Raw genomic sequence first — 22,119 nt, forward strand, 5'->3', positions numbered from 1 at the left:
ATTCGGGGGTCCGTGGCTAGTGTGGCCGAAATGATCGGCAGTCCTAGCACGCGCACGGAACAATTGCGCAACCTTGCAAATGCTGAAGCCGAGGCCTCGGACTTGGTGCACGCGGTGCTCACCCACTTAAGAACGAGCTACATCAGCCCGCTGCCACGCGAGGACATGTACGCACTCTCGCGCTTCTTGCACGAGACCATGGAGCACCTGCGTGGTACCGGCGAACTGATTATGACCGTGGGTTCCACCCCGCTCTCCGAGCGTTCCTCGGAGCAGTTGGAGTTGATTGGCCAGCTTGCTGAGTTGGCCTCCGATGCGGTGCAACGACTGAACAACCTCGATGATTTGGAAGATCACTGGATGCAGATGCTTCAGTTCTCCAAACGTGCCGCACGCACCCACCTTGTGTGGGGCGATGAGATCGCTAATTTTGCTAAGGCTGGCACCATTCACCGCCATCAGCAGGTCGCCGACCAGCTGATGCTCACCGTCAACACTCTGCGCCAGTTCGCCGACCACCTCGGTCGAGTGCTGGTCAAGGAATCCTAAAACCCATGACCCTCATTACGGTCCTCACCGCTGTGGCGGTCGTCCTGACGCTGGCCTACGCCGTGCTCAACGGCATGCGTGACGCCTCCACCGCGGTGGCAGCTTCGGTGCGCACCAGGGCGTTGCGCCCGGCCATTGCGGTGTCTTTAGCGGCGGTGTTCGCCTTCATTGGCACCATGGCAACTTCGGGGTTGAGTGTGACCCTGGTGCAGGAACTGAACATCAACGTGCCCTCGGGAGTTGCTGGGTTAAAACTGCTGATCAGCGGGCTGATCGTCGCCGGCATCTGGGGCATTTATTGTTGGTGGCGCGGTTTGCCGATTAGTTCCACGCACGCATTACTCTCCGCTTTAGCCGGTGGCAGTGGTGCCTCGGCGATCATGGGCGATGAGTCCACTCGCAATGTGTGGGGCTTGTTGCTGTCCTCGGTGATCATCCCGATGGTGCTGGCCTCAATCATCGCCTATGTCCTGTCCTACCTCTTAGTTTTCCCGGCAACCTGGTTCTTGCGCCACACCACATCGCGCTCCGTCAACGAAGGCTCCAAAGCGGGACAGGCGGTTGCGGCGGGGGCGGTGGCTCTGGGTCTTGGACTGCAGGACGGCCAGCGCACCGGCGCCCTGTTGAGTCTGGTGCTCATCACCGGCCAGATGATGAATCCTGGGCCACTGACCGTGGCCATTCAGCTCACGGCGGCTTCCGCCTTGAGCTTCGGCGTGCTGCTGGGCGGCTGGAGGATTACCTATACCCTGGGCCGGCGCTTGGTGCACTTTGATCCGTTGCGCGGCATGATTGCCCAGGGCGTGGCTGCTGGCATGCTCTTTGTTGGCTCCCTGTTGGTCCACCTACCGCTGTCCACAACGCAGGCGGTGACCAGCGGTATTATCGGCGCTGGCCGGAATCAGTCTTTTGAATCGGTGGCTTGGCGCAATGTGTACCGCGTGGTCTGGCACTGGCTATTAACCCCGGTGGTTTGTGTCCTCGGTGGCGCGATTTTCACACTGGCGGTGCGCCCGCTATTTGCCGGTCACTAAAGATCCTCGGGGATAAATAGGTCTTCGATACGGCAGTTGAACTGTGCGGCGAGTTTAAACGCCAGCGGCAAGGACGGGTCGTAGCGCCCTTTTTCTAGGGAAATGATCGTCTGCCTGGAGACCCCCAGCAGGTCGGCTAGCGCCTGTTGGGAGATCCCGCGGTCCTTGCGGTATTCACTGAGATTGCTCTGCACTAGCTCTGCGCCCGCTTGATCAAGAAGTAGCGCAGGATGAAATCTGCCCCGGTGAGTAGCAAAACACCGGTGAGCACCAGGCTTACAGATGCCTGCACGTTGATAAACGAAAATACCGCTGCGCCGAGACCGCAAATAATCATCAGGTCTTGGAACACTTTGACAACAGCCTCGTCATGCCATTGACCTTCAATTGAGATCTCGGGATTTCTTAGGGATCCGCGAACCGTATTTCGGTCAACCAACAAGACCCAGAAAATGACGGACAGTATCGGCCACAAGGCCGCGGCCATAATCAGTGTGGCAAAAACTGGGTTCTGTGGGGCGTTCAGCTTGGCAAAGAGCAAACCAGCTCCAAGAGCTAGGGCCGCACCTGCGATAAGGCTGATGCCGATCAACAGGGCTGTGCCTCCACCAAATCGCGAACGACCCCATCTGGTTTTGGACGATAGTTCTGCGTTCATTTTTATCGCTCTCCTTCATCGCTGTGTAAACGTTACTTTACAGACAAGGACGCTTTACAGTCAAGGGTGCTTTACCTCAGATTTTAAAAACCAGCGGCGCACCCTTGATGGTGCGCCGCTGGCGGTGATCCCCTCCAGGATCCCCGGAAGACCCCCCTTCCGGTTCGTCTACCGCCTACTAAAAAGTGGCGGCATCCGAAATCTTTATCCGAAGCGTCCGGAGACGTAATCTTCGGTGGCCTTCTGCTCTGGGTTAGAGAAGATGGCGGTGGTGTCGTTGAACTCGATGAGCTTGCCCGGCTTGCCGGTGCCTGCGATGTTGAAGAACGCGGTCTTGTCGCTCACGCGGGCTGCCTGCTGCATATTGTGAGTCACGATCACTACGGTGAAGTCGTCCTTGAGCTCGTTGATCAAATCCTCAATGGCCAAGGTAGAGATCGGGTCCAGTGCCGAACATGGCTCATCCATCAAGATCACATCTGGCTTCACCGCGATGGTGCGGGCGATGCATAGACGCTGCTGCTGACCACCGGAAAGACCGGAACCTGGCTTATCCAGACGGTCCTTAACCTCGTTCCAGAGGTTGGCGCCACGTAGCGACTTCTCAACCAGGTCCTCGGCATCCGAGCGGGAGATCTTGTTGCCGTTCAGCTTTACGCCGGCGAGCACATTGTCCTTGATGGACATAGTTGGGAATGGGTTCGGACGCTGGAAGACCATGCCGATCTGGCTGCGCACGGTGACCGGATCAACGCCGGGTGCGTAGAGGTCGTCTCCGTCAAGCAGTACCTGACCCTCAACGCGGCCACCGGGGATGACTTCGTGCATACGGTTCAGCGTGCGCAGGAAGGTGGACTTGCCACAACCCGATGGGCCGATGAAGGCGGTAACGGACTTTGGCTCGATGTTGATCGAGACGCCCTCAACGGCCAGGAACTTGGAGTAGTAGACGTTCAGATCGTTGACGTCGATGCGTTTTGCCATAATATTTCCTTAAAACTTTGGGTGGGTCAGAGACGGAGCCTTAAGCTCAACGGCCCTTCTTGGGAGCGAAGATCGAAGCGACCAGGCGGGCGATCAGGTTCAGTGCCATCACCATCAGAATCAGCAGCAGGGCTGCTGCCCAGGCACGCTGGACCGATGGGTCAACGTTGGTTGGGCTGGTCGGGTTCATGATCTGGTAGTAAATGAAGGTCGGCAACGTGGACATCCAGTTAGCAAACACGTTCATGTTGATGTTGCTTGCGATGCCGGCGGTGACCAAGATTGGTGCGGTTTCGCCGATGACGCGGGCGATTGCCAGGGTGACACCGGAGGCGATACCGGAGATCGCGGTTGGGACAACTACCTTCAAGATGGTGCGCCAGCGGCGCACACCCAGTGCGAAGGAAGCTTCGCGCAATTCGTTCGGGACAATCTTGAGCATTTCCTCGGTGGAGCGAACCACTGTTGGAATCATCAGTACGCTCAAAGCCACCGCGGCAACAATGCCCATTCGGGCGCTTGGGCCAAGGATCATGCCGAAGAACGCTGCTGCGAACAAGCCGGCGACGATCGAAGGGATACCGGTCATTACGTCCACGAAGAAGGTGATCGCCTTGGATAGCGTCTTGCCCTGACCGTATTCAACCAGGTAAACCGCGGTGAGCATGCCCACTGGTACGGAAATCAAGGTAGCCCAGAGGGTGATCAGCAAGGTGCCCATCACTGCGTGGTACGCGCCACCGACAACTGGTGTGCCGTTTTCCACGCCCTGATTATCTACTGCACCGGTAACACCATTCATCGAGGTGAACAGGAAGTGACCGTTCAGGCCCGGCAGACCCTTTTCCAGCACCGTGTAGAGCACCGAGGCCAGCGGGATCAGTGCCACGATAAATGCGGCGTAGATCAGGTAGGTCCACATCGCGTTGGTGCCGCGACGCTTGCCTTCCACCACGGTGGTGATTACCGAGGCGGCAACTAAGAAGATGATGGCGGAGTAGATCGCAAAGGCGGCAATGCTAAAACCGGTCAGGGTTGAAGCTGCAGCGCCGATGATGATCGAACCGGCTGCGATGGCCCAGATGGCCCACTTAGGCAGCTTGCCCTTGGCCAGCGAATTGCGCTTGCGTACCGGTGGAACCGGGCTGTTGCCGGTGCTATGTCGTGCGTTAGTGGTTGTAGCGCTCATTAGTTAGCCCCCGAGAATTCCTTGTGGCGGGCGATGATGCCACGGGCGAAGATGTTCACAACCAGGGTGATCAGGAACAGTACTAGGCCGGCAGCGATCAGCTCCGAGAGTCGCAGGCCGAAGGCCTCAGGGAAGTTCAACGCGATTTCCGCGGCGATGGTCTGGTTTCCAGTCTTGATCAGCGAAGGGATCAGGTTGCCTGTGGAAAGCACCAGGGCCACTGCCATGGTCTCGCCCAAGGCTCGTCCCAGTCCCAGCATGACCGCCGAGATAATGCCCGGGCGGGCGAAAGGAAGAACGGCGGTGGTGATCATTTCCCAGCGGGTGGCACCCAAAGCCAGGGCGGCTTCTTCGTGCAACTTTGGAGTCTGCAAGAAGATTTCTCGGGTCAGCGAGGTGATAATCGGCAGAACCATCACGGCCAGCACAATGCCGGCGGTGAGCATGGTCTTACCGGTCTGCGAGGCAGGACCGGCGAAGATCGGGATGAATCCGAGGTTCTTGGCCAGCCATTCAAATCCGGGAACCAAGGCTGGTGCCAGGATCATGTAGCCCCAAGCACCGTAGATCACCGAGGGGATTGCTGCCAGCAGGTCAATGAGGTAGCCCAGCGGGCCAGCAACCTTGCGTGGAGCGAAGTGCGAGATAAACAGTGCCACACCCAGACCGACTGGGGTAGCTATCGCCAGGGCGATAGCCGCGGCGATGACCGTACCGATAACAATCGGCCAGATATAAGCGAAGAATCCTTGACCGCCGGAAACCTCTGCCGGATCGGCAAAGAACGTCGGCAGGGCTTGGATCAGCAAGAAGACTGCGACCGCAAAGAGCGTGATTAGGATCAGTACACCGGCGGCCAGGGCTGCACCGGAGAAGATCTTGTCGCCTAGGCGGCCTGAAGTCGATGACTTGCTTGTCAAAGCATTGGTAGTCATGGCTAGAGCCTTTACAAAACGGGGGTGATGCAGCCAATGCTGCAGGGGTGGAGGGGTGTTGCTGGTGCGGGTGGTCGAGTTCACCACCCGCACCGAGTGCCGGATTCCGGCGAGTTACTACTTGGCGACGGTGATTGCGTCGATAGCCTTGGCAGCCTTTTCTTCGATGCTGCTCGACAGTGGAGCGTTGCCGGCTGAATCCGCAGCAGCCTTCTGGCCCTCAGCGGAAACTACGTACTTACCGAAGGACTTGACCAGGTCAACAGTTGCCTGATCCTTGTAGGTGCTGCAGAAGATGTGGTACGAAACCAAGACGATTGGGTAGGTACCGGCTTCGGTGGTGTCGCGCTTCAGATCCAGTGCCAAGTCGTTCTTGGAGGCACCCTTCACTGGGGTTGCGGTCTCCAGCGCCTTAGCGGCAGCGTCTGCTGAGATCTTGGTGTATTCGTCGCCCACCTTGACGTTGACGGTGGACAGCTTGCCTACAGCCGAGAAGTCAGCGTAGGTGATTGCGCCGTCGGTGGAGGTGGTGGTGGAAACCACGCCGGAGGTGCCCTTAGCGTTTTCCGACTGGATGTCGCTTGGCCATTCTCCGGAAACTTCGTAGTTCCAGACCTTGCCAGCGGCAGCCTTGAGGTACTCAACAAAGTTCTCGGTGGTCCCCGACTCATCGTTGCGGTGAACAACGGTGATTTGCTTGTCCGGCAGGGTTGCATCTGGGTTCTGCTTGGCAATCACTGGGTCATTCCACTTGGTGATTTCCTTCTTGAACACCTTGGCGATGGTCTGCGCATCCATGTTCAGCTCGTCAACACCCTCAAGGTTGTAAGCTACAGCGATTGGCGAGACGTACGCAGGAATGTTGAAAGCGCCTTCTGGGCCACAAATCTTCTTGGACGATTCGGCTTCGTCTTCCTTCAGGTAAGCATCCGAGCCAGCGAACTGAGCGCCACCAGCCAAGAATGCCTTACGGCCAGCGCCCGAGCCATCTGGCGAGTACTGTACGTTAGCGCCTGCGTTGGCAGCCTTGAAGCCTGCGCTCCAGGCTTCCATAGCCGAGGTCTGGCTGGAAGCGCCAATGCCGGTCAGGGTGCCACTGGCACCTGAGCCCGACGAGCTTGCGGAGCTGCCCGAGCTTGAGGTGGCGGTCGGATTATCCGAGCCACAAGCAGTCAGTGCGATTGCCGCTACAGAAAGGACGGCAGCTGCACTGCCAAGGCGATTAAGCTTCACGAGTTGGTACTCCCCATGTTGAATACGATGAATATGAAAACTTCCAGCGGATCTTCCCCCGCTTCATCTATGACGTTAAAGAGCCAAGGTAACCAGATCCCCCGGCAAAGGTGAACAAAGGGTTAACAGCTTCTACGTATTGTCGTGATCCTGCTCACTAGAGCAATATGCAGGCAACTTCATCGGGTTAAAGCCCTGAGCGTGGGAGACTGACCCTATGGCAATTCAGAGCAAAGCGAAGTCGCTACCAACCCGGGTAACTGGCTTCCTCGCTGCGCGCAACCGCTCTGGGCTGTTACGCGCGCGCAGCTCCCTTCCAAGGATTTTGCGCATGACCATGGGCGCCATCGGCGCCTTCTGGATCGCGGAGAGCATCTGGGGACATACACAACCGATTTTTGCCGCCACCAGCGCACTGATCTCCTTGGGCTTTGGAGCCTCAACCACGATACGCAAAACCGCTGAAGTCGCTTTGGGCTGCACCTTGGGTGTGGCACTGGGCGATACGCTGATGCATTGGTTTGGCCAAGGTATCTGGCAGGCCGCGGTGGTGATGTCGCTGAGTTTGGTGGTGGCTCGTTATCTAGATTCCGGGGCCATCTTCTCCACTCAGCTCGGGATGCAGTCAGCCCTTGTGGTGTTATTGCCGATCAGCGTTGATGGGCCTTTTGCCAGATCCATTGACGCTTTAACCGGATCATTATTGGCGTTGCTGGTGATTGTTCTTTGGCCTTCGGACCCGCGGCGCACCCCGGTCTCAGCGCTCAGCGACTTGTTTAAGGAACTTTCTGAGGCAATTTTGGAATGTTCCTGGGCCATTCGTGACGATGATCGTCGTGCGGCATTCCACGCGCTGATTAAGGCGCGCGCCACCCAGAGTCACCTGGATAAGTTACCCGGCGCTTTTAGTGCTTCGAAGGAACTGGCGATGATTTCGCCGTCCGGACGCCGGCATCGCCATGAGCTCAATCGGCTTTCCGAACGCTTTAACCACTATGACTGGACGGCGCGTAACCTTCGCGTTTTTGCCCGCCGGTTATCTTCGGTCATCACCAATGGGGCGCTGACCCCAGAAGGTGCCGAATCGCTCGCGCCACTTTTGCGTGAAGTATCCGAAGCGGTGAACGCGCTGGCGCACTCGGTTCGCGAACAGAATCTGGCCGGTCAACGAAAGTACGAACGGGCAGCTATCCGCCAGCTGGAAAATGCGGCAGCACAGCTAGACCCGCAGAGCTTAGGCGTCCAAGGTTTGCAAGGTGAAGGATTAGTCCTGTTGTTGCGCCCGATGATCGTTGACCTTCTAGAATCTGCAGGACGCAATCACGATGAAGCCATCGCAGCGTTGCCCAAGCTCTCCTGAACAAAAATGTCGGCCGGGGTCGATAGCATTAGGCTATGGCCAAAACCTCCACGCGCACCAAATCTTCAGCAACCTTCAAATGCTCGGAATGCGGATGGACCACTATCAAATGGGTGGGACGTTGCGGCGAATGCCAAGCGTGGGGCACCGTTGAAGAAGTAGGCACCGTTTCGGCGCGCACCGTCGCGGCGGCCAAGGTGGCGCATCCGGCTAAGCCAATCGCTCAGATTGACGGCTCCGAGGCAGCCTTCAGGCCCAGCGGTGTTTCCGAACTGGACCGTGTTTTAGGTGGCGGATTGGTTCCAGCTGCAGCAATCCTGCTCGCCGGAGAACCGGGCGTGGGTAAGTCCACACTGTTACTGGATGTAGCGGCAAAGGCAGCAAATACCGGTCTTCGAGTGCTGTATCTGACCGGTGAAGAATCGGCGGCTCAGGTGAAATCCCGGGCCGAACGTATCAACGCCGTGGCCGATAACCTTTACCTCGCTGCAGAAACTGACCTTGCCCTCGCGCTGGGACAGATCCAAGAGATCGACCCACAACTGCTGATTTTGGACTCGGTCCAGACCTTCTCCTCAGCGGAGATTGATGGGGCTGCCGGCGGCGTCTCCCAGGTACGCGAGGTGGCGGCCTCTATCATCAACGCTGCCAAGACCCGGGCCATGTCCACCATCATGGTCGGACACGTGACCAAGGAAGGCTCCGTGGCCGGTCCGCGCCTACTCGAGCACCTAGTTGATGTGGTCTGCCAGTTTGATGGTGAGAAGCATTCGCGCTTGCGCATTCTGCGAGCGCTGAAAAACCGTTACGGTGCTACCGATGAGGTGGGCTGCTTTGATCTGAATGAGGACGGCATTGAATCGCTCACCGATCCGTCCAAGCTTTTTGTCACCCGTACCCGCAATCCGGTACCGGGCACCTGCATCACCGTGACGCTGGAGGGCCGACGCCCGCTGGTAGCCGAGGTGCAGACCTTGCTATCACGCAGTAATGCCCCAGCTGCCCGTCGTGCCACCAGTGGCCTGGATGCTGCACGCGCCCAAATGGTCGTGGCCGTTCTACAAGCTCGGGCCCATATGGATCTTTCTTCGATGGACTCCTATATCGCCACGGTGGGCGGAGTAAAAATTGCCGAACCCGCTTCGGATCTTGCCTGCGCGTTGGCTTTGGCTTCCTCGATGAATGAGTTCCCGCTGCCCCAGGACTTTGTGGCCTTTGGTGAGGTGGGGCTGGCCGGTGAAGTACGCCAAGTTCCCGAGATCTCGCGGCGAATCACCGAAGCCCAACGGCTTGGGTTCTCCTTTGCTATGGCTCCGGCGACCCCGGAACCACTGAAAAACATTCCCGAGGGTATCCACGTATTCCAAGTGGAGAACATAGCTCAGGCACTGGATGTTGCCTTCACCCAGCGACAGAAACCAGCACGATAAACTTGAGTGTTGTCGCCCGCTGAAAGGACGCAAATTGAAAGCGCACCCATCCCCCGAATTTCTTGCCATCTTGGCCCAGATTGCTCCGGGAACCGAACTCGCTGCGGGTCTTGAGCGCATTCAGCGTGGCCGCACCGGCGCCCTGATTGTCTTGGGCCACGACAAGGTCGTGGAATCGCTGAGCTCCGGCGGATTCAGAATCAACGCGGACTACAGCCCAACCCGGATCCGCGAGCTGGCCAAAATGGACGGCGCGATCATCCTTGACGGCACGGCACGGCAGATCCTGCAGGCCGGCGTACAGCTAATGCCCGATGCGCAGATTGATACCCAAGAATCGGGTACCCGTCACCGCACGGCCGAACGTGTTGCAGTACAGACTGGCTTCCCGACCATCTCGGTCTCCCAGTCCATGCAAACCATCACCCTGTATGCGGACGGCGAGCGCCACGTGCTTGAACCGGCCGAACGACTGTTGGCCCGAGGTAACCAGGCTGTTGCTACCCTAGAGCGCTACCGGCATCGTCTGGACCAGGTCACCAGCGCTTTATCGGCGGCGGAAATTGAAGACGTCGCCACCGCACGTGAAGTATTGGCGGTTCTGCAGCGCACCGAAATGTTGCGACGAACCAGCGAAGAAATCTCCCGCTACGTTCTGGAGCTGGGTATTGATGGTCGACTGCTAGCGGCACAGCACGCAGAATTGCTTTCCGGGATCCAGGTTGATAATCAGTTGCTCTTGCGTGATTATGCTCAGGCTGAAGGATCCGAACTGGATATCGATCTGGCGCTTGGGCGACTTCATGAGGTCAGTGACGCCCAGCTAATCGATATTGAAGGGCTGGCCAAGATCCTGTTCCCACAGGGAACTATTGGTCAGGATGATCAGCTCTCCCCTAAGGGTTACCGTCTGCTATCGCAGATCCGCACCGTACCTAAGGCCATCGGTGACCGGTTGGTGGCGTCCTTTGATAATTTGCAGCTGCTGATGGCCGCCTCGACCACGGCATTGATGGAAATTGAAGGTGTGGGCGAACAGCGTGCGCGGTCCATCCGTGAAGGGCTAGCTCGAATGGCTGAGTCTTCCCTGCTGGATCGCTACATCTAGCCAGTTACTCCAGTTTGAAGCTCACTGGTTCGGATTCAAATTCTCCGATGGCCGCCGTGAACTTGTAGGTACCGGGGCTTGGCTGCACACTCACGGCCTTGCAGCCCGGTGCCGAGCGGTCACGGTTCCAGGTGAAACGCGCGTCCTCTTTTTGTCCCGCGGCAAAGGTCAGCGGAACATCTTCACGGTTTTGCAGGCAGTCCACGGTGGAGAAGACGCGGTCGGCTCCACTGGAGATCAAAAATTCTTGCTGGCTGGTTCCCACGTTTAAGTCGCACTCGCGCTTTGAGATGTTTTCGATACCAAGGATCAGCACCGGTTTTTTGCCAGCCGGGTAGCTTTTAGCGTCGGTGGTCGCGGTAATTTTGATCTCGTCCGACTTGCACTTCTTGGCCGCATCCTCCGAAGATTCTGTGCTTGGCGCTGCCGAAGAGCTCTGCGCGGTCGGCGAAGGCGCCGGCGCGCTCTGCGGGTCGGAAGTGAGCAAACCTGCCACTGAGACAACGCCCCAAATGATCAACCCAATCAGTACCACGGCGATTACCGCCACGGTAATACGCCGACGCCGATAGACGCTGGCTGATGGCTTGGATCCGGGTGCATTGCTCATAGCTTAAGGCTAATTCATCGGCACACCCGATCCCGGTAATGGCAGGGGAATCGAGCCAAATGCACAAGGTTGGATACAGTGGTGAGGTGCAGCAAATCCATCACAAAATCAACCAGTGGTACTTGGCAAACTCAAGGGACCTGCCATGGCGTCGTGAAGGCGCAAGCGGCTGGGAGGTTATGGTCAGCGAATTTATGCTGCAGCAGACTCCCGTGGTGCGCGTACTACCTGTCTGGGAACAGTGGATGAGTCGTTGGCCGCGGCCACAAGATCTGGCCGCCGAACCTTTATCTGAAGCGCTCAAGGCCTGGGGACGGTTAGGTTATCCACGCCGCGCGCAGCGCCTACATGCGGCGGCGATTGAAATCACCACCGAATACAACGGTGAGGTACCGCGCACCGAAGAAGCGCTACGTGCGCTGCCCGGGGTCGGAGACTATACCGCCGCGGCCATTGCTTGTTTTGCCTTTGGTCAGCCCACCGTGGTGGTTGATACCAATATCCGACGGGTACACGCCAGACTCTTTGGCGGCATGGCGCTGCCCGAACCCACCCCGCGGGCTAGTGAATTCGCCCGTGCTCGGCAAGTGCAGCCCGAAGCTAAAGACGACGCAAATTTGTGGAACGTCTCGGTGATGGAACTAGGTGCCTTGGTTTGCACCGCGCGCAGCCCCAAATGTGATGCCTGCCCGGTCTTTGACCAGTGCGCATGGATTGCTGCCGGACGCCCGGCACCGCACTACACCCCCAAAGGCCAAGCCTGGCAAGGCACGGACCGTCAGGTTCGTGGAGCCATCATGGCCATATTGCGAGAACATGAGCATCCGGTGACACAAACATCTTTCCTTGCTGACCTGTCCCTACAGGAGCACACCAGCTATGTGGCGCTAGAAGGATTGCAAGCTGAATTAGCGCAGCGTGAACGAGCCCTGTCCGGTTTGCTCAAAGACGGGCTAGCCGTGCTTGAAGACGGACACATTTGCCTGCCGTCCTAGTTATGATTAGGCCATGAACGCTTCTGTAGACCCGACCAACGCTGCCCACCAGGTAGCCCGGCATCCTTGGTTCGAACGCTTGGCCCGCCTAGGTTATGTCGCCAATGGTGTACTACATGCCACCATGGGCATACTTGCTGCATTTGTGGCCTCCGGCGGGCACGCAAAGGCAGATCAAAGCGGTGCCATGCGTGCTTTGGCAGCACAACCCTTTGGCATAGTTCTGCTCTGGATCTGCGCGGCCGGGGCACTCTTACTGGGTCTGTGGTCGCTGGCTCAGCTCTTCCTTCCCGAGAAAGAGCTACGGGAGCGACTGAAATTTGCGGGAACGGCCGTGGTGTTCTTGGCCGTTGGTTTCACCTTTGGTCGATTTGCCGTGGGCAGCCCGAGCGATTCGGGAAAGACTACCTCTAGCTTCAGTGGCGAATTGATGAAGTCCTTTGCCGGACGGGCCGTGATAGTTATCATCGGGCTGATCCTGTTGGGTATGGCTTGTTACTACATCTATAAGGGTGTCAGTAAGAAGTTTCTGAAGGATCTGGAAAATTCGAGCCGCCGGGATATCTCCAAGGCGATCACCTACACCGGCATGCTTGGCTACCCAGCTAAGGGTCTAGTCCTCGGCGCGCTGGGAGTGCTGTTCATCGTGGCCACCGTACAGGGCGATCCCAAAGAAGCCAGTGGCATTGACGGTGCGCTGAAGGCTATCCGTGATCAAAGTTTCGGCCCCATTGTTTTGGGCGTCATTGGAGTGGGTCTGGTTATCTACGCGCTGTACCTGATCTTGCGTGCGCGCTACGACCAGATGGACTAGAGGCTACTGCTCCAATGAGATGATCATGCGGGTATTGCCCAAGGTATTGGGTTTTACCCGCGCAAGGTCGAGGAACTCGGCCACGCCTTCGTCTCGCGAGTGCAGGATTTCTTGGTAGACAATGGGATCAACTGCGCTCTGATCCGCCATAACGCTAAATCCGTGGCGTTCAAAGAATGCCACTTCAAAGGTCAGACAGAACACCCGTGTTACACCCACAGCCTTGGCCCGGCGGATTAGCTCTTCGAGCAATAGGTGTCCGATGCCTTGGCCGCGCACCTGTTCAGAGGTGGCCAGCGTGCGAATCTCGGCAATGTCTTCCCAGATCACGTGCAAGCCGCCGCAGCCAATGACATTTCCGTCCGAGTCCTGAGCCATCACAAATTCCTGAATGGATTCGTAATAGGTGACTGCTTCCTTGTCCAGCAGGATCCGCTTTTCAGCTAGCGGTCGCACAAGCTCGCGGATCGCTGCGACATCACTGGTTTTTGCTGAACGGACGGTAAAAGTATTCACCTGATAAATCCTATGCCCGATAGTTCGCAGAGTTTAAGTCGATGCCAGAAATGTCATAGAACGATGCGCCTGGTTGCGACTATGCCAAACTGAGCTAGAACCGCAGTTCGACCAGTTTAAGGATGAGGATGTCAGTCAAGGAAGTACGCCCAGGGTTTGGGCTGCTGGCCATCCTCTTATCCGCTGTCGGCATTGCCCCACTGCTTAACTACGGGCTTAGCGCGACAAGTGATCTGGTGATTCGAGATCTGGGCATCACCGAGTCCCAATTTGGTCTGCTGGCTACCGTTTGTTTTGGGTGCGCCGCGATAGGTAATGCTGCGTTTGGTAAATTCTCGGATCGGCAACCAGATACCCGGTTGATGCTGATCATTTTTGGTGCCGCCACGCTAGCTCTGGGGCTTGCCGCCGTAAATGCCGGCTACATTCTTTTGTTGGTGGCTGCCGGTGTTTCTGGGCTCGCCCAGTCATTTCCCAACGGTGTCACCAATCGTATTTTGGTCCAGCGAGTGCCTAGCGAACAACGGATCAACTGGACCGGGATTAAACAGTCTGGTGTTCAGGTCTCCCAGTTGATAGGCAGCGTGGGGTTCCCGCTTCTGGCCGCCGTCATTGGCTGGCGGGGAGCATCGCTGACCGGAGCCGTACTGGCTGCGGTGCTGGCCATTCTTGCAGTACGCATTCTGAACAGCACACCTCTGCTTCAAGCTCCAGAGTCGAGCCCCAGTAAGCAATCCGGGCCGAAGTCTGAAACCCCGATTGCACAGGCGGCACCTTCTACCCGGTACGTCATTTATGCATTAACCCTCTTTGGGTTTATCAACGGTGTTGGGGTTCAGGCCACCAATGTGTATTTGGCGCTGTTTGCGGTGCGCGAACTGCACTTCTCGCTCATCGCCGGCGGCCTGACCGCTGCAGTGGCCGGTGTGGTCGGAGTCAGCGCACGAGTGGGTTGGGGCAGGATGATGTCCCGCGGCATCGCTGCACCAAAACTGCTTCTACTACTGGCCTCGCTTGCCACCTGCGGGGCCGTGAGCTTCCTGCTCTCCGAACAATGGCACTGCGCGACGCTGCTCTGGGTTGCGGTGATCTTGCACGGCGCCTCGGCCTTAGGCGTCTCGGTGGTTCTCATGGCTGCCTTGCTCCGCGCGGTTCCTGCTAACCGATTGGGCAGCGCCAGTGGCATCGTCTCTGCTGGGCAATTTGGTGGATTCACCGTTGGCCCGCTGGCCATGGGCCTGCTGGTCGGATCCGCAGGCGGCTTCACCGTTGGTTGGATCTGCGTGATCGGTGTTTATCTTTGCTGCACAGCTCTGGGACTGGTCTTGGTCTTGCGCTCGGCTTCCCGGCGTTAAAGCAAGGCGTTAAAGCAACTAGCCGTGGAACCAGATTTCTCTTGTTCCACGGCTAGTTGTTACAAACGGTTTGAGCTTAGCTTTCCAGCGCTGCTGGTGCCGGCTCGCCTTCTAGCTGGCCTGGGCCGCCTTCGGCGCGGAAGACGAACTTCTGCAGTTCACCCTCGCCCTCAACGTCCACGGTGACATGCTGTCCAGCAACAATCTGACCGAATAGGATCCGCTCGGAGAGCTGATCTTCGATGTCGCGCTGAATGGTACGACGCAGTGGACGAGCGCCCATTGCTGGGTCGTAGCCACGCTGTGCCAACAGGCTGCGAGCACCCTGGGTCAGCTCGATGGTCATCTCGCGTTCCTTCAGACGCTTGGCCAGGCGGCCAACAAACAGGTCGACGATCTCTTCGATCTCGTCCTGGTTGAGCTGAGGGAAGACCACGGTGTCATCAACACGGTTCAAGAACTCAGGGCGGAAGTGCTGACGTAGCTCTTCTTGCACCTTGGCCTGCATGCGCTCATAACCGGTCTTGGTATCCGCGACCGACTGGAAGCCGGTCATTACACCCTTAGAGATGTCACGGGTACCGAGGTTGGTGGTCATGATGATGATGGTGTTCTTGAAGTCCACTACGCGGCCCTGGGAGTCAGTCAATCGACCGTCTTCCAGAATCTGCAGCAGCGAGTTGAACAGGTCAGCGTGAGCCTTTTCAACCTCGTCGAAGAGCACTACGGAGAATGGACGACGACGGACCTTTTCGGTCAGCTGTCCACCTTCTTCGTAACCGACGTAGCCTGGAGGGGCACCGAAGAGTCGGGAAACGGTGTGCTTCTCCGAGTATTCGGACATGTCCAAGGTGATCAGTGCGTCTTCTTCACCGAAGAGGAATTCCGCCAACGCCTTAGCCAGCTCGGTCTTACCCACACCGGTTGGACCGGCGAAGATGAACGAGCCACCTGGGCGGTTTGGATCCTTCAGGCCTGCACGGGTGCGGCGGATCGCCTGGGAGATGGCCTTGATAGCCGAATCCTGGCCGATAACACGCTTGTGCAGTTCTGCTTCCATGTTCAGCAGACGTGAGGACTCTTCCTCGGTCAGCTTCACAACCGGGATGCCGGTGGAGTTAGCCAGAACTTCAGCAATGAGCTCTTCGGTGACCTCGGATACTTCATCCATGTCACCGTTGCGCCACGACTTTTCCTTTTCGTTGCGCGCCTCGATGAGCTTGGACTCCTTGTCGCGCAGCGAGGCTGCACCTTCGAAGTCCTGGGCGTCGATCGCCGCTTCCTTCTCCAGGCGTACGGTCGCGATCTCCTCGTCCATTTCCTTCAGGGCAGGAGGTGCGGTCATCCGCTGGATGCGCAGGCGGGCACCGGCTTCATCGATCAAATCCACTGCCTTATCTGGCAGGAAACGATCCGAAATGTAGCGGTGAGCCAACGTTGCGGCAGCCTGTAATGCGCCATCGGTGATGGTCACGCGGTGGTGTGCCTCGTAGCGGTCACGCAGGCCACGAAGGATCTGCGTGGTCAGCTCAACAGTTGGTTCCTTGACCTGAATCGGCTGGAAGCGACGCTCAAGCGCTGCATCCTTCTCGATGTTCTTGCGGTACTCATCAAGGGTGGTGGCACCAATGGTCTGCAACTCGCCACGAGCCAACATAGGCTTGAGGATGGAAGCAGCGTCAATAGCACCTTCGGCCGCACCAGCACCCACCAGGGTGTGGATCTCATCGATGAACAAGATGATATCGCCACGGGTGCGGATCTCCTTGAGGACCTTCTTCAGGCGCTCTTCGAAGTCACCACGGTAACGGGAACCGGCGACCAATGAACCGAGGTCCAAGGTGTATAGCTGCTTGTCCTTGATGGTTTCTGGTACGTCGCCGCGAACGATCGACTGGGCCAGGCCTTCAACTACGGCAGTCTTACCAACGCCAGGTTCACCAATAAGAACTGGGTTGTTCTTGGTACGGCGCGAGAGGACCTGCATGACGCGTTCCATCTCGTGCTCGCGACCGATCACCGGATCCAGCTTGCCTTCGCGGGCAGCTGCGGTGAGGTTGCGACCAAACTGGTCCAGTACCGCCGAACCGGCCGGGGTACCTTCCTGCTGTCCGCCCGAGCTAACACCAGCGGCGGCAGTTTCCTTGCCACCCTGGTAGCCCGAGAGCAGCTGAATGACCTGCTGGCGCACGCGGCCAAGGTCAGCACCCAGCTTCACTAGAACCTGAGCAGCAACACCTTCGCCCTCGCGGATCAAACCGAGCAGAATGTGCTCGGTGCCAATGTAGTTATGACCCAGCTGCAACGCTTCGCGCAGCGACAATTCCAAGACCTTCTTGGCGCGAGGAGTGAACGGGATATGACCGGAAGGAGCCTGCTGGCCCTTACCGATAATCTCCTGAACCTGCTCACGTACGGCACCCAACGAAATATTCAGCGACTCGAGCGCTTTAGCGGCTACGCCATCACCTTCGTGGATTAGGCCGAGCAGCAGGTGCTCGGTGCCGATGTAATTGTGGTTGAGCATGCGCGCCTCTTCTTGGGCGAGCACGACAACTCGACGGGCACGGTCGGTAAATCTCTCAAACATCTTCGGCACACTCCTTGCTTACCAATAATTCGATGCTACGCACCAAGCGACCGCAATTCGCCCTTGTTCGCCACGGGGATAACCCGAAGCGTTACTTCAATACTGCTTGGTGGACGTCGCTTACCGGGACAAACGCCATTGAATTCTCATGTGAGGGAAAAAGAGTAGGTCAATTAAATTGATAGATCACGGTCATCGTTATAAGCAAATGAGTCGGCACATTGAATGTGCCGACTCATTTGAAGTCTTTGACTACCCGAGCGAATTACTTCGTGCGGTTGCGTCCGCCCTTACGCATTGCAGCGTTGTAGGATTCTACAACCTCTGCATTAAGGCGCCCACGAGCGTTGACCTTGATATTGTTTTCTTTTGCCCAAGCACGAATTGCTGGGGCTTCGCTAGTCGCCGTCTGCTTCGACGAACGCGCAGCTTCTACATACGGATCAATGGCCGCGTGGAATTCTGCAGCATGTTCGTCGTTCAGGTCGATTTCGAAGTGCTGACCAGCAATGCTGAATGCAATTGATTCAGTTGCTTCGCTGCCATCAATATCGTCAATCAGGGCGATTTGAACCTGACGTGCCATCTGGGGATTCCTCCGAGCTTGAATGTACTGAACTAGGCGTCAAATGAGACACCAGTCCTTTTCAATGTTCAAGCCTATACAAATAGCGTCAGAAAATTCTAATTCTGATCAATATTCACAAGGTTCTATCAGGAATACTCTAATTCTCGTTCGTTGGATTATTGGAATCCGCACGATTTTGAATAAGCGCATCTGCTTCAGCTTCGGCCTGACGCTCTTTTCGGTCCGCGTTAGTAATCGCTTTCATCACGTACCAAAAAAGCAGAGCCAGGGCGATTGTTGGAACAATAGCCTCGACGTACAACATTATTTATGCCTCCGGCTTTAGCAGTGGGAAGAGAATCGTTTCGCGAATACCGACGTTGGTGAAGAGCATTACCAATCGATCGATACCCAGTCCGATACCACCCATCGGTGGTGCACCGTATTCCAGGGCACGCAGGAAGTCCTCGTCAAGCTGCATTGCTTCAGGGTCGCCGCCAGCGGCCATCAGCGACTGCTCGGTGAGGCGTTCACGCTGAATGACTGGGTCGATCAGCTCCGAGAACGCGGTACCGCGTTCCATGCCACCGATGATGAGGTCCCATGCTTCGATAACGCCTGGCTTCGAGCGGTGTGGACGAGCCAGCGGCTGAGCCAGTGGCGGGTAATCACAAACGAAGGTTGGGTCGATCAAAGTTGGCTCGACAATTTCGCCAAAGAGCTCGATAACTAGCTTCTGAGCTCCCCAAGCAGGATCGATCTTTACTTCGTGCTTGGCCGCAACTTCGCGCAACACCGAAGCGTCGGTATCTGGAGTGATCTCCACACCCACAGCCTCAGACAGGCCAGGGTACACGCTCAACCAGCGCCATTCGCCGTCCAGGTTTGCGGTGCCCTTAGGGGTTTCGACGGTTCGGCCAGCGCCAATGGCGTCGGCGGCGTTAAGGATAATTTCCTTCATGCGATCGGCCATCACGTACTGATCTGCGTAGGCTTCGTAGCATTCTAGGGTGGTGAATTCAGGCGAGTGAGTTGAGTCCACGCCTTCGTTGCGGAAGATGCGTCCGACTTCGAATACACGGTCCACGCCACCAACAACACAACGCTTGAGGTACAGCTCAGTGGCGATGCGCAGGGTCATTTCCTGATCAAAAGCGTTCAGGTGAGTCTTGAATGGACGGGCCGATGCGCCACCGTGAACCAGCTGCAGCATTGGGGTCTCAACCTCAACGTAGCCATGGTTTTCTAGGGTGTTACGTACGGCGCGAACAATGCCGGCACGCTTGTAAACCATTTCGCGAGCTTCATTGCGCACGATCAGGTCCGCGTAGCGCTGACGCACACGGGTAGCTTCATTCAAATCCGCGTGCAGCACTGGCAGCGGGCGCAGTGCCTTGGAGGCCATTTCGTAGGTGTCGGCCATGATCGACAGCTCGCCGCGGCGTGAAGAAATCACCTTGCCGCTAACAAAAACGTGGTCGCCGAGGTCAACGAGGGACTTCCACTGGGCAAGGCGTTCTTCGCCGACGTTAGCCAAGGAAAGCATCAGCTGCAGGCGCACACCCTCACCATTGGGGCCACCCTCCTGCAAGGTGGCGAAGCACAGCTTGCCGGTATTGCGCATAAAGACGATCCGGCCAGCGACGCCTACTACGTCTTCGGTTTCTTCGCCGGCTTCAAGGTGCTCGTACTTATCGCGGATTTCCAGCAGCGAGTGGGTGCGAGCCACACCTACAGGGTAGGCTTCCTCACCCTTGGCCAGGAACTGGTTTCGCTTATCAGTGCGAACCTGTCGCTGGTCGTTGGTATCAATGGGCTGTGCGGAATTATTTTCGGAAGTCACAATTACCCATTCTACGTGTCATTGCGTGCCCGCAATGCCGTTCATGATCAGACTTACACCCGCTAATTTCCCACCGGGTACACCAGAGCACCGGCAAAGCGAAGTTTGCCGGTGCTCTGGTGCGTGATCGGTGGTGATTTACCAGATTTCGACGCGGTCTTCTGGGTCCAGCCACATGCCATCGCCTGGCTTGGTGCCAAAGGCTTCGTGGAAGGCGCTCAGGTTCTTGGGAACCTGGTTGCAACGGAATTCGCCCGGTGCGTGTGGGTCGGTGCGAACGCGGACCACTGCGGTTTCCGGACGGATCAGCGTACGCCAGCATTCAGCCCACGAGTAGAAGAAGCGCTGGTCACCGCTGACTCCGTCGATCACTTCATCCTCGGTGATGCCACGACCGGCAAGCTCGAGCTTGTACGCCTTGTAGGCGATGCCCAGTCCGCCAAGGTCGCCGATGTTTTCACCTAGGGTCAGCGCACCGTTGACCTGGTGCTCGGGTGCTTCGGTGGGAGCCAGTGCGTTGTACTGCTCCACCAGCTTGCCGGTCAGCTTCTCAAATGCTTCGCGGTCCTCATCGGTCCACCAGTTGGTCAGCTGGCCGGTGCCATCGTACTGCGAGCCTTGGTCATCAAAACCGTGGCCGATCTCATGGCCGATCACCGCTCCGATCGCACCAAAGTTCGAGGCGATATCGCGATCTACATCAAAGAATGGCAGGCGCAGGATGGCTGCCGGGAATGCGATTTCGTTCAGCAGCGGGTGGTAGTAGGCGTTGACGGTCTGTGGGTACATGAACCACAGTTCGCGGTCCACCCCGTCATCGATCTTCTTCAGCTCGCGCTTATACTCAAACTCATTGGCCGCGGCCAAATTGGCAATCACATCAAGCTCATTGGTGGTGATCGACGAGTAATCGATCCACTGATCCGGGTAGCCAATCTTTGGCCGGAACTTCGAAAGCTTATCCAGCGCCTTTTCGATCGTTGCCTCGCCCATCCAGGACAGTTGGCCGATAGAGATCCGGTAGGCCTCGGTCAGTCGCTGCACCAGCTGATCCATGGCATCTTTGGCCTCCGGCGGGAAATTCTTGGCAACGTAAACTTGGCCGATGTCTTCACCTACGGCGCCTTCGGTGAAGGATACGCCGCGCTTCCAGCGATCGCGGATCTGCTCCACACCGCCGAGCTTGGCGGAGTAGAAGGAGAAGTTTTCGTTGACGAAGTCACTGGAGAGGTACGGCGCGAAGGAACGCAGCACCTGCACGTTAAGCCAATTCTTCCATGCGTCTAGCGGCTGGGATTCGATGAGGCCCGCCAGACCTTCAAGGTAGCTGGGCTGCCAAACAACAACTTCGCCGTAGTACTTTGCTTCAATTTCTGCCCCGGCCAGCCAGGACTTCAGACCGTCAAAGAGTTCAAAGAGCGATTCGCCGGTCATAAGGTTGTAGCGTGCCTGAGCATCGCGTACCTTCACCCGATCCCAGTGGAATTCGGCGATAGCCTTCTCCAGCGCAACGACGCTATCGGCTGCCGAGCCCGCATCACTAATCCCGCCAAGGCTTAGCAGTCGCTGCAGGTGGTCCCGGTAATCAGCGAGGGTCTCGGCCAATTGCTCATCGTGATAGTAGGACTCGTCGGGCAGGCCCAATCCACCTTGCAGAAAGGTCAAAAGGTTTCGCTCTGGGTCCCCTGCGTCGTTCATCGCGCCAATTTCGAGGAATCCGCTAATACCCTTGCGGTAGAAAGATCCCGAGAGCTTCAGCAGTGACTGCACGGAAGTAACTTCATTAATGGCGTTGAGGTAGCCAGCGATCGGCTCTGCGCCACGCTCTTGAATCGCCGCTTCATTCATGAAGGAACCATAGAGGTGAGCGATGCGCTTGGTTGCCTCATCGGTAGCTGAGCCCGATTCGTAGGCCTTGACGGCTTCTTTGATGATGGCGTGAACGGCATCTTCGGCCTGGTCACGCAGTTCCATGAACGAACCGTAGATCCCTTGATCACCTGGGATGGTGGCCGTTTCGAACCACTTACCGTTGCTATGACGGTAAAGATCATCCTGGGGACGAACCGAATCGTCGCGGTAACGCAGCGGGCTCGTTGTCTCAGTGGTCAAGGCATGACTCCCTCGGTAGCAGAACAAGTTATTTCTACTACACACTGTAGCCAGTTCTCCGAGAATAAAGAGCTCGAGCGCCTTAGGTGCGCGGACGGCTTAACCATGGTGGTTAAACAGGTGAGGCCCCAACCAAAAGGTTAGGGCCTCAAACCAACATTCATCTTTATTAAGTTAAGTCCGGCGGTGACCTACTCTCCCACACCCTCACGAGTGCAGTACCATCGGCGCAGTGG

General features: G+C 57.3%; 21 protein-coding genes. 8 read left to right on the top strand and 13 right to left on the bottom strand.

Annotated elements, in window-relative coordinates; genetic code table 11:
* Positions 1-30 precede the first annotated feature (30 nt).
* Both EYR88_RS15810 and EYR88_RS15815 read left to right on the top strand, forming a co-directional pair.
* Entirely contained in the window at positions 31-549 is a 519-nt protein-coding gene (locus EYR88_RS15810; RefSeq protein ID WP_242632632.1) for a hypothetical protein, read from the top strand.
* Between the two features lie 5 nt (positions 550-554).
* Positions 555-1,583: an inorganic phosphate transporter gene (locus EYR88_RS15815; RefSeq protein WP_131090731.1), complete on the top strand. Its 1,029-nt coding sequence runs from the start codon at positions 555-557 to the stop codon at positions 1,581-1,583.
* On the opposite strand, the gene EYR88_RS15820 is transcribed toward EYR88_RS15815, so the two are convergent.
* The 6 genes from EYR88_RS15820 to pstS form a co-directional block, all read right to left on the bottom strand.
* Positions 1,580-1,777 (bottom strand): helix-turn-helix transcriptional regulator, encoded by a 198-nt coding sequence (locus EYR88_RS15820; RefSeq protein ID WP_131090732.1) that lies wholly within the window; start codon positions 1,775-1,777, stop codon positions 1,580-1,582. The two genes, EYR88_RS15815 and EYR88_RS15820, sit on opposite strands and share 4 nt — an antisense overlap.
* Complete coding sequence (locus EYR88_RS15825; RefSeq protein ID WP_131090733.1) at positions 1,777-2,241, bottom strand: hypothetical protein; 465 nt, start codon at positions 2,239-2,241, stop codon at positions 1,777-1,779. The genes EYR88_RS15820 and EYR88_RS15825 overlap by 1 nt, the downstream gene beginning before the upstream one ends.
* Before the next feature lie 204 nt (positions 2,242-2,445).
* The gene (gene pstB / locus EYR88_RS15830; RefSeq protein WP_131090734.1) at positions 2,446-3,225 is read right to left on the bottom strand and encodes a phosphate ABC transporter ATP-binding protein PstB; all 780 of its coding nucleotides are present in this window, start codon (positions 3,223-3,225) and stop codon (positions 2,446-2,448) included.
* Between the two features lie 46 nt (positions 3,226-3,271).
* Positions 3,272-4,414: a phosphate ABC transporter permease PstA gene (gene pstA, locus EYR88_RS15835; protein WP_131090735.1), complete on the bottom strand. Its 1,143-nt coding sequence runs from the start codon at positions 4,412-4,414 to the stop codon at positions 3,272-3,274.
* The gene (gene pstC / locus EYR88_RS15840; protein WP_131090736.1) at positions 4,414-5,349 is read right to left on the bottom strand and encodes a phosphate ABC transporter permease subunit PstC; all 936 of its coding nucleotides are present in this window, start codon (positions 5,347-5,349) and stop codon (positions 4,414-4,416) included. Before pstC ends, pstA begins: the two co-directional genes overlap by 1 nt.
* 117 nt (positions 5,350-5,466) lie before the next feature.
* A complete protein-coding gene (gene pstS / locus EYR88_RS15845) occupies positions 5,467-6,582 on the bottom strand; it encodes a phosphate ABC transporter substrate-binding protein PstS (protein WP_131090737.1) in 1,116 nt (371 codons plus the stop codon).
* Positions 6,583-6,799: 217 nt separating this feature from the next.
* Between pstS and EYR88_RS15850 the strand changes: the two genes are divergently transcribed.
* From EYR88_RS15850 to disA, 3 genes are read left to right on the top strand one after another with little or no spacing between them, the layout of a single operon-like run.
* Complete coding sequence (locus tag EYR88_RS15850; protein ID WP_131090738.1) at positions 6,800-7,942, top strand: FUSC family protein; 1,143 nt, start codon at positions 6,800-6,802, stop codon at positions 7,940-7,942.
* Between the two features lie 35 nt (positions 7,943-7,977).
* On the top strand, positions 7,978-9,372 hold the full coding sequence (gene radA / locus EYR88_RS15855) for a DNA repair protein RadA (RefSeq protein WP_131090739.1): 1,395 nt from the start codon (positions 7,978-7,980) through the stop codon (positions 9,370-9,372).
* 34 nt (positions 9,373-9,406) lie between these two features.
* Complete coding sequence (gene disA, locus EYR88_RS15860) at positions 9,407-10,480, top strand: DNA integrity scanning diadenylate cyclase DisA (RefSeq protein ID WP_131090740.1); 1,074 nt, start codon at positions 9,407-9,409, stop codon at positions 10,478-10,480.
* Positions 10,481-10,484: 4 nt separating this feature from the next.
* Here disA and EYR88_RS15865 read toward each other — a convergent pair whose 3' ends face one another.
* Positions 10,485-11,090: a hypothetical protein gene (locus tag EYR88_RS15865; RefSeq protein ID WP_131090741.1), complete on the bottom strand. Its 606-nt coding sequence runs from the start codon at positions 11,088-11,090 to the stop codon at positions 10,485-10,487.
* An 86-nt stretch (positions 11,091-11,176) separates the two neighbouring features.
* On the opposite strand from EYR88_RS15865, the gene EYR88_RS15870 reads away from it, so the two are divergent.
* A complete protein-coding gene (locus EYR88_RS15870; protein ID WP_242632633.1) occupies positions 11,177-12,085 on the top strand; it encodes an A/G-specific adenine glycosylase in 909 nt (302 codons plus the stop codon).
* A 13-nt stretch (positions 12,086-12,098) separates the two neighbouring features.
* Positions 12,099-12,899 (top strand): DUF1206 domain-containing protein, encoded by an 801-nt coding sequence (locus EYR88_RS15875; protein ID WP_131090743.1) that lies wholly within the window; start codon positions 12,099-12,101, stop codon positions 12,897-12,899.
* Between the two features lie 3 nt (positions 12,900-12,902).
* Here the strand turns inward: EYR88_RS15875 and EYR88_RS15880 are convergent, their stop codons facing one another.
* Positions 12,903-13,415 (bottom strand): amino-acid N-acetyltransferase, encoded by a 513-nt coding sequence (locus EYR88_RS15880; protein ID WP_131090744.1) that lies wholly within the window; start codon positions 13,413-13,415, stop codon positions 12,903-12,905.
* 128 nt (positions 13,416-13,543) lie between these two features.
* Between EYR88_RS15880 and EYR88_RS15885 the strand changes: the two genes are divergently transcribed.
* The gene (locus EYR88_RS15885) at positions 13,544-14,770 is read left to right on the top strand and encodes an MFS transporter (RefSeq protein ID WP_165477404.1); all 1,227 of its coding nucleotides are present in this window, start codon (positions 13,544-13,546) and stop codon (positions 14,768-14,770) included.
* Between the two features lie 76 nt (positions 14,771-14,846).
* Here the strand turns inward: EYR88_RS15885 and EYR88_RS15890 are convergent, their stop codons facing one another.
* The 5 genes from EYR88_RS15890 to EYR88_RS15905 form a co-directional block, all read right to left on the bottom strand.
* Positions 14,847-17,360, bottom strand: coding sequence for an ATP-dependent Clp protease ATP-binding subunit (locus EYR88_RS15890; RefSeq protein ID WP_131090745.1), 2,514 nt, complete (start codon positions 17,358-17,360; stop codon positions 14,847-14,849).
* 265 nt (positions 17,361-17,625) lie between these two features.
* Positions 17,626-17,946: an Lsr2 family protein gene (locus tag EYR88_RS15895; RefSeq protein WP_131090746.1), complete on the bottom strand. Its 321-nt coding sequence runs from the start codon at positions 17,944-17,946 to the stop codon at positions 17,626-17,628.
* Between the two features lie 139 nt (positions 17,947-18,085).
* Entirely contained in the window at positions 18,086-18,253 is a 168-nt protein-coding gene (locus EYR88_RS16110; RefSeq protein WP_165477405.1) for a hypothetical protein, read from the bottom strand.
* 3 nt (positions 18,254-18,256) lie between these two features.
* Positions 18,257-19,771 (bottom strand): lysine--tRNA ligase, encoded by a 1,515-nt coding sequence (gene lysS / locus EYR88_RS15900; protein WP_131090747.1) that lies wholly within the window; start codon positions 19,769-19,771, stop codon positions 18,257-18,259.
* Between the two features lie 138 nt (positions 19,772-19,909).
* Complete coding sequence (locus tag EYR88_RS15905; RefSeq protein ID WP_131090748.1) at positions 19,910-21,883, bottom strand: M13-type metalloendopeptidase; 1,974 nt, start codon at positions 21,881-21,883, stop codon at positions 19,910-19,912.
* Positions 21,884-22,119: the final 236 nt, after the last annotated feature.

The sequence above is a fragment of the Arthrobacter sp. S41 genome, from assembly GCF_004320535.1.
GTDB lineage: Bacteria > Actinomycetota > Actinomycetes > Actinomycetales > Micrococcaceae > Glutamicibacter.

Excerpts from the sequence above, each read along its gene's own strand:
- radA (WP_131090739.1), top strand. The coding sequence starts at position 7,978 with ATGGCCAAAACCTCCACGCGCACCAAATCTTCAGCAACCTTCAAATGC.
- EYR88_RS15895 (WP_131090746.1), bottom strand. The coding sequence starts at position 17,946 with ATGGCACGTCAGGTTCAAATCGCCCTGATTGACGATATTGATGGCAGC.
- EYR88_RS15885 (WP_165477404.1), top strand. The coding sequence starts at position 13,544 with ATGTCAGTCAAGGAAGTACGCCCAGGGTTTGGGCTGCTGGCCATCCTC.
- EYR88_RS15875 (WP_131090743.1), top strand. The coding sequence starts at position 12,099 with ATGAACGCTTCTGTAGACCCGACCAACGCTGCCCACCAGGTAGCCCGG.
- EYR88_RS15865 (WP_131090741.1), bottom strand. The coding sequence starts at position 11,090 with ATGAGCAATGCACCCGGATCCAAGCCATCAGCCAGCGTCTATCGGCGT.
- pstB (WP_131090734.1), bottom strand. The coding sequence starts at position 3,225 with ATGGCAAAACGCATCGACGTCAACGATCTGAACGTCTACTACTCCAAG.
- EYR88_RS15815 (WP_131090731.1), top strand. The coding sequence starts at position 555 with ATGACCCTCATTACGGTCCTCACCGCTGTGGCGGTCGTCCTGACGCTG.
- EYR88_RS15890 (WP_131090745.1), bottom strand. The coding sequence starts at position 17,360 with ATGTTTGAGAGATTTACCGACCGTGCCCGTCGAGTTGTCGTGCTCGCC.
- EYR88_RS15810 (WP_242632632.1), top strand. The coding sequence starts at position 31 with ATGATCGGCAGTCCTAGCACGCGCACGGAACAATTGCGCAACCTTGCA.
- EYR88_RS15850 (WP_131090738.1), top strand. The coding sequence starts at position 6,800 with ATGGCAATTCAGAGCAAAGCGAAGTCGCTACCAACCCGGGTAACTGGC.
- EYR88_RS15825 (WP_131090733.1), bottom strand. The coding sequence starts at position 2,241 with ATGAACGCAGAACTATCGTCCAAAACCAGATGGGGTCGTTCGCGATTT.
- pstC (WP_131090736.1), bottom strand. The coding sequence starts at position 5,349 with ATGACTACCAATGCTTTGACAAGCAAGTCATCGACTTCAGGCCGCCTA.
- pstA (WP_131090735.1), bottom strand. The coding sequence starts at position 4,414 with ATGAGCGCTACAACCACTAACGCACGACATAGCACCGGCAACAGCCCG.
- EYR88_RS16110 (WP_165477405.1), bottom strand. The coding sequence starts at position 18,253 with ATGTTGTACGTCGAGGCTATTGTTCCAACAATCGCCCTGGCTCTGCTT.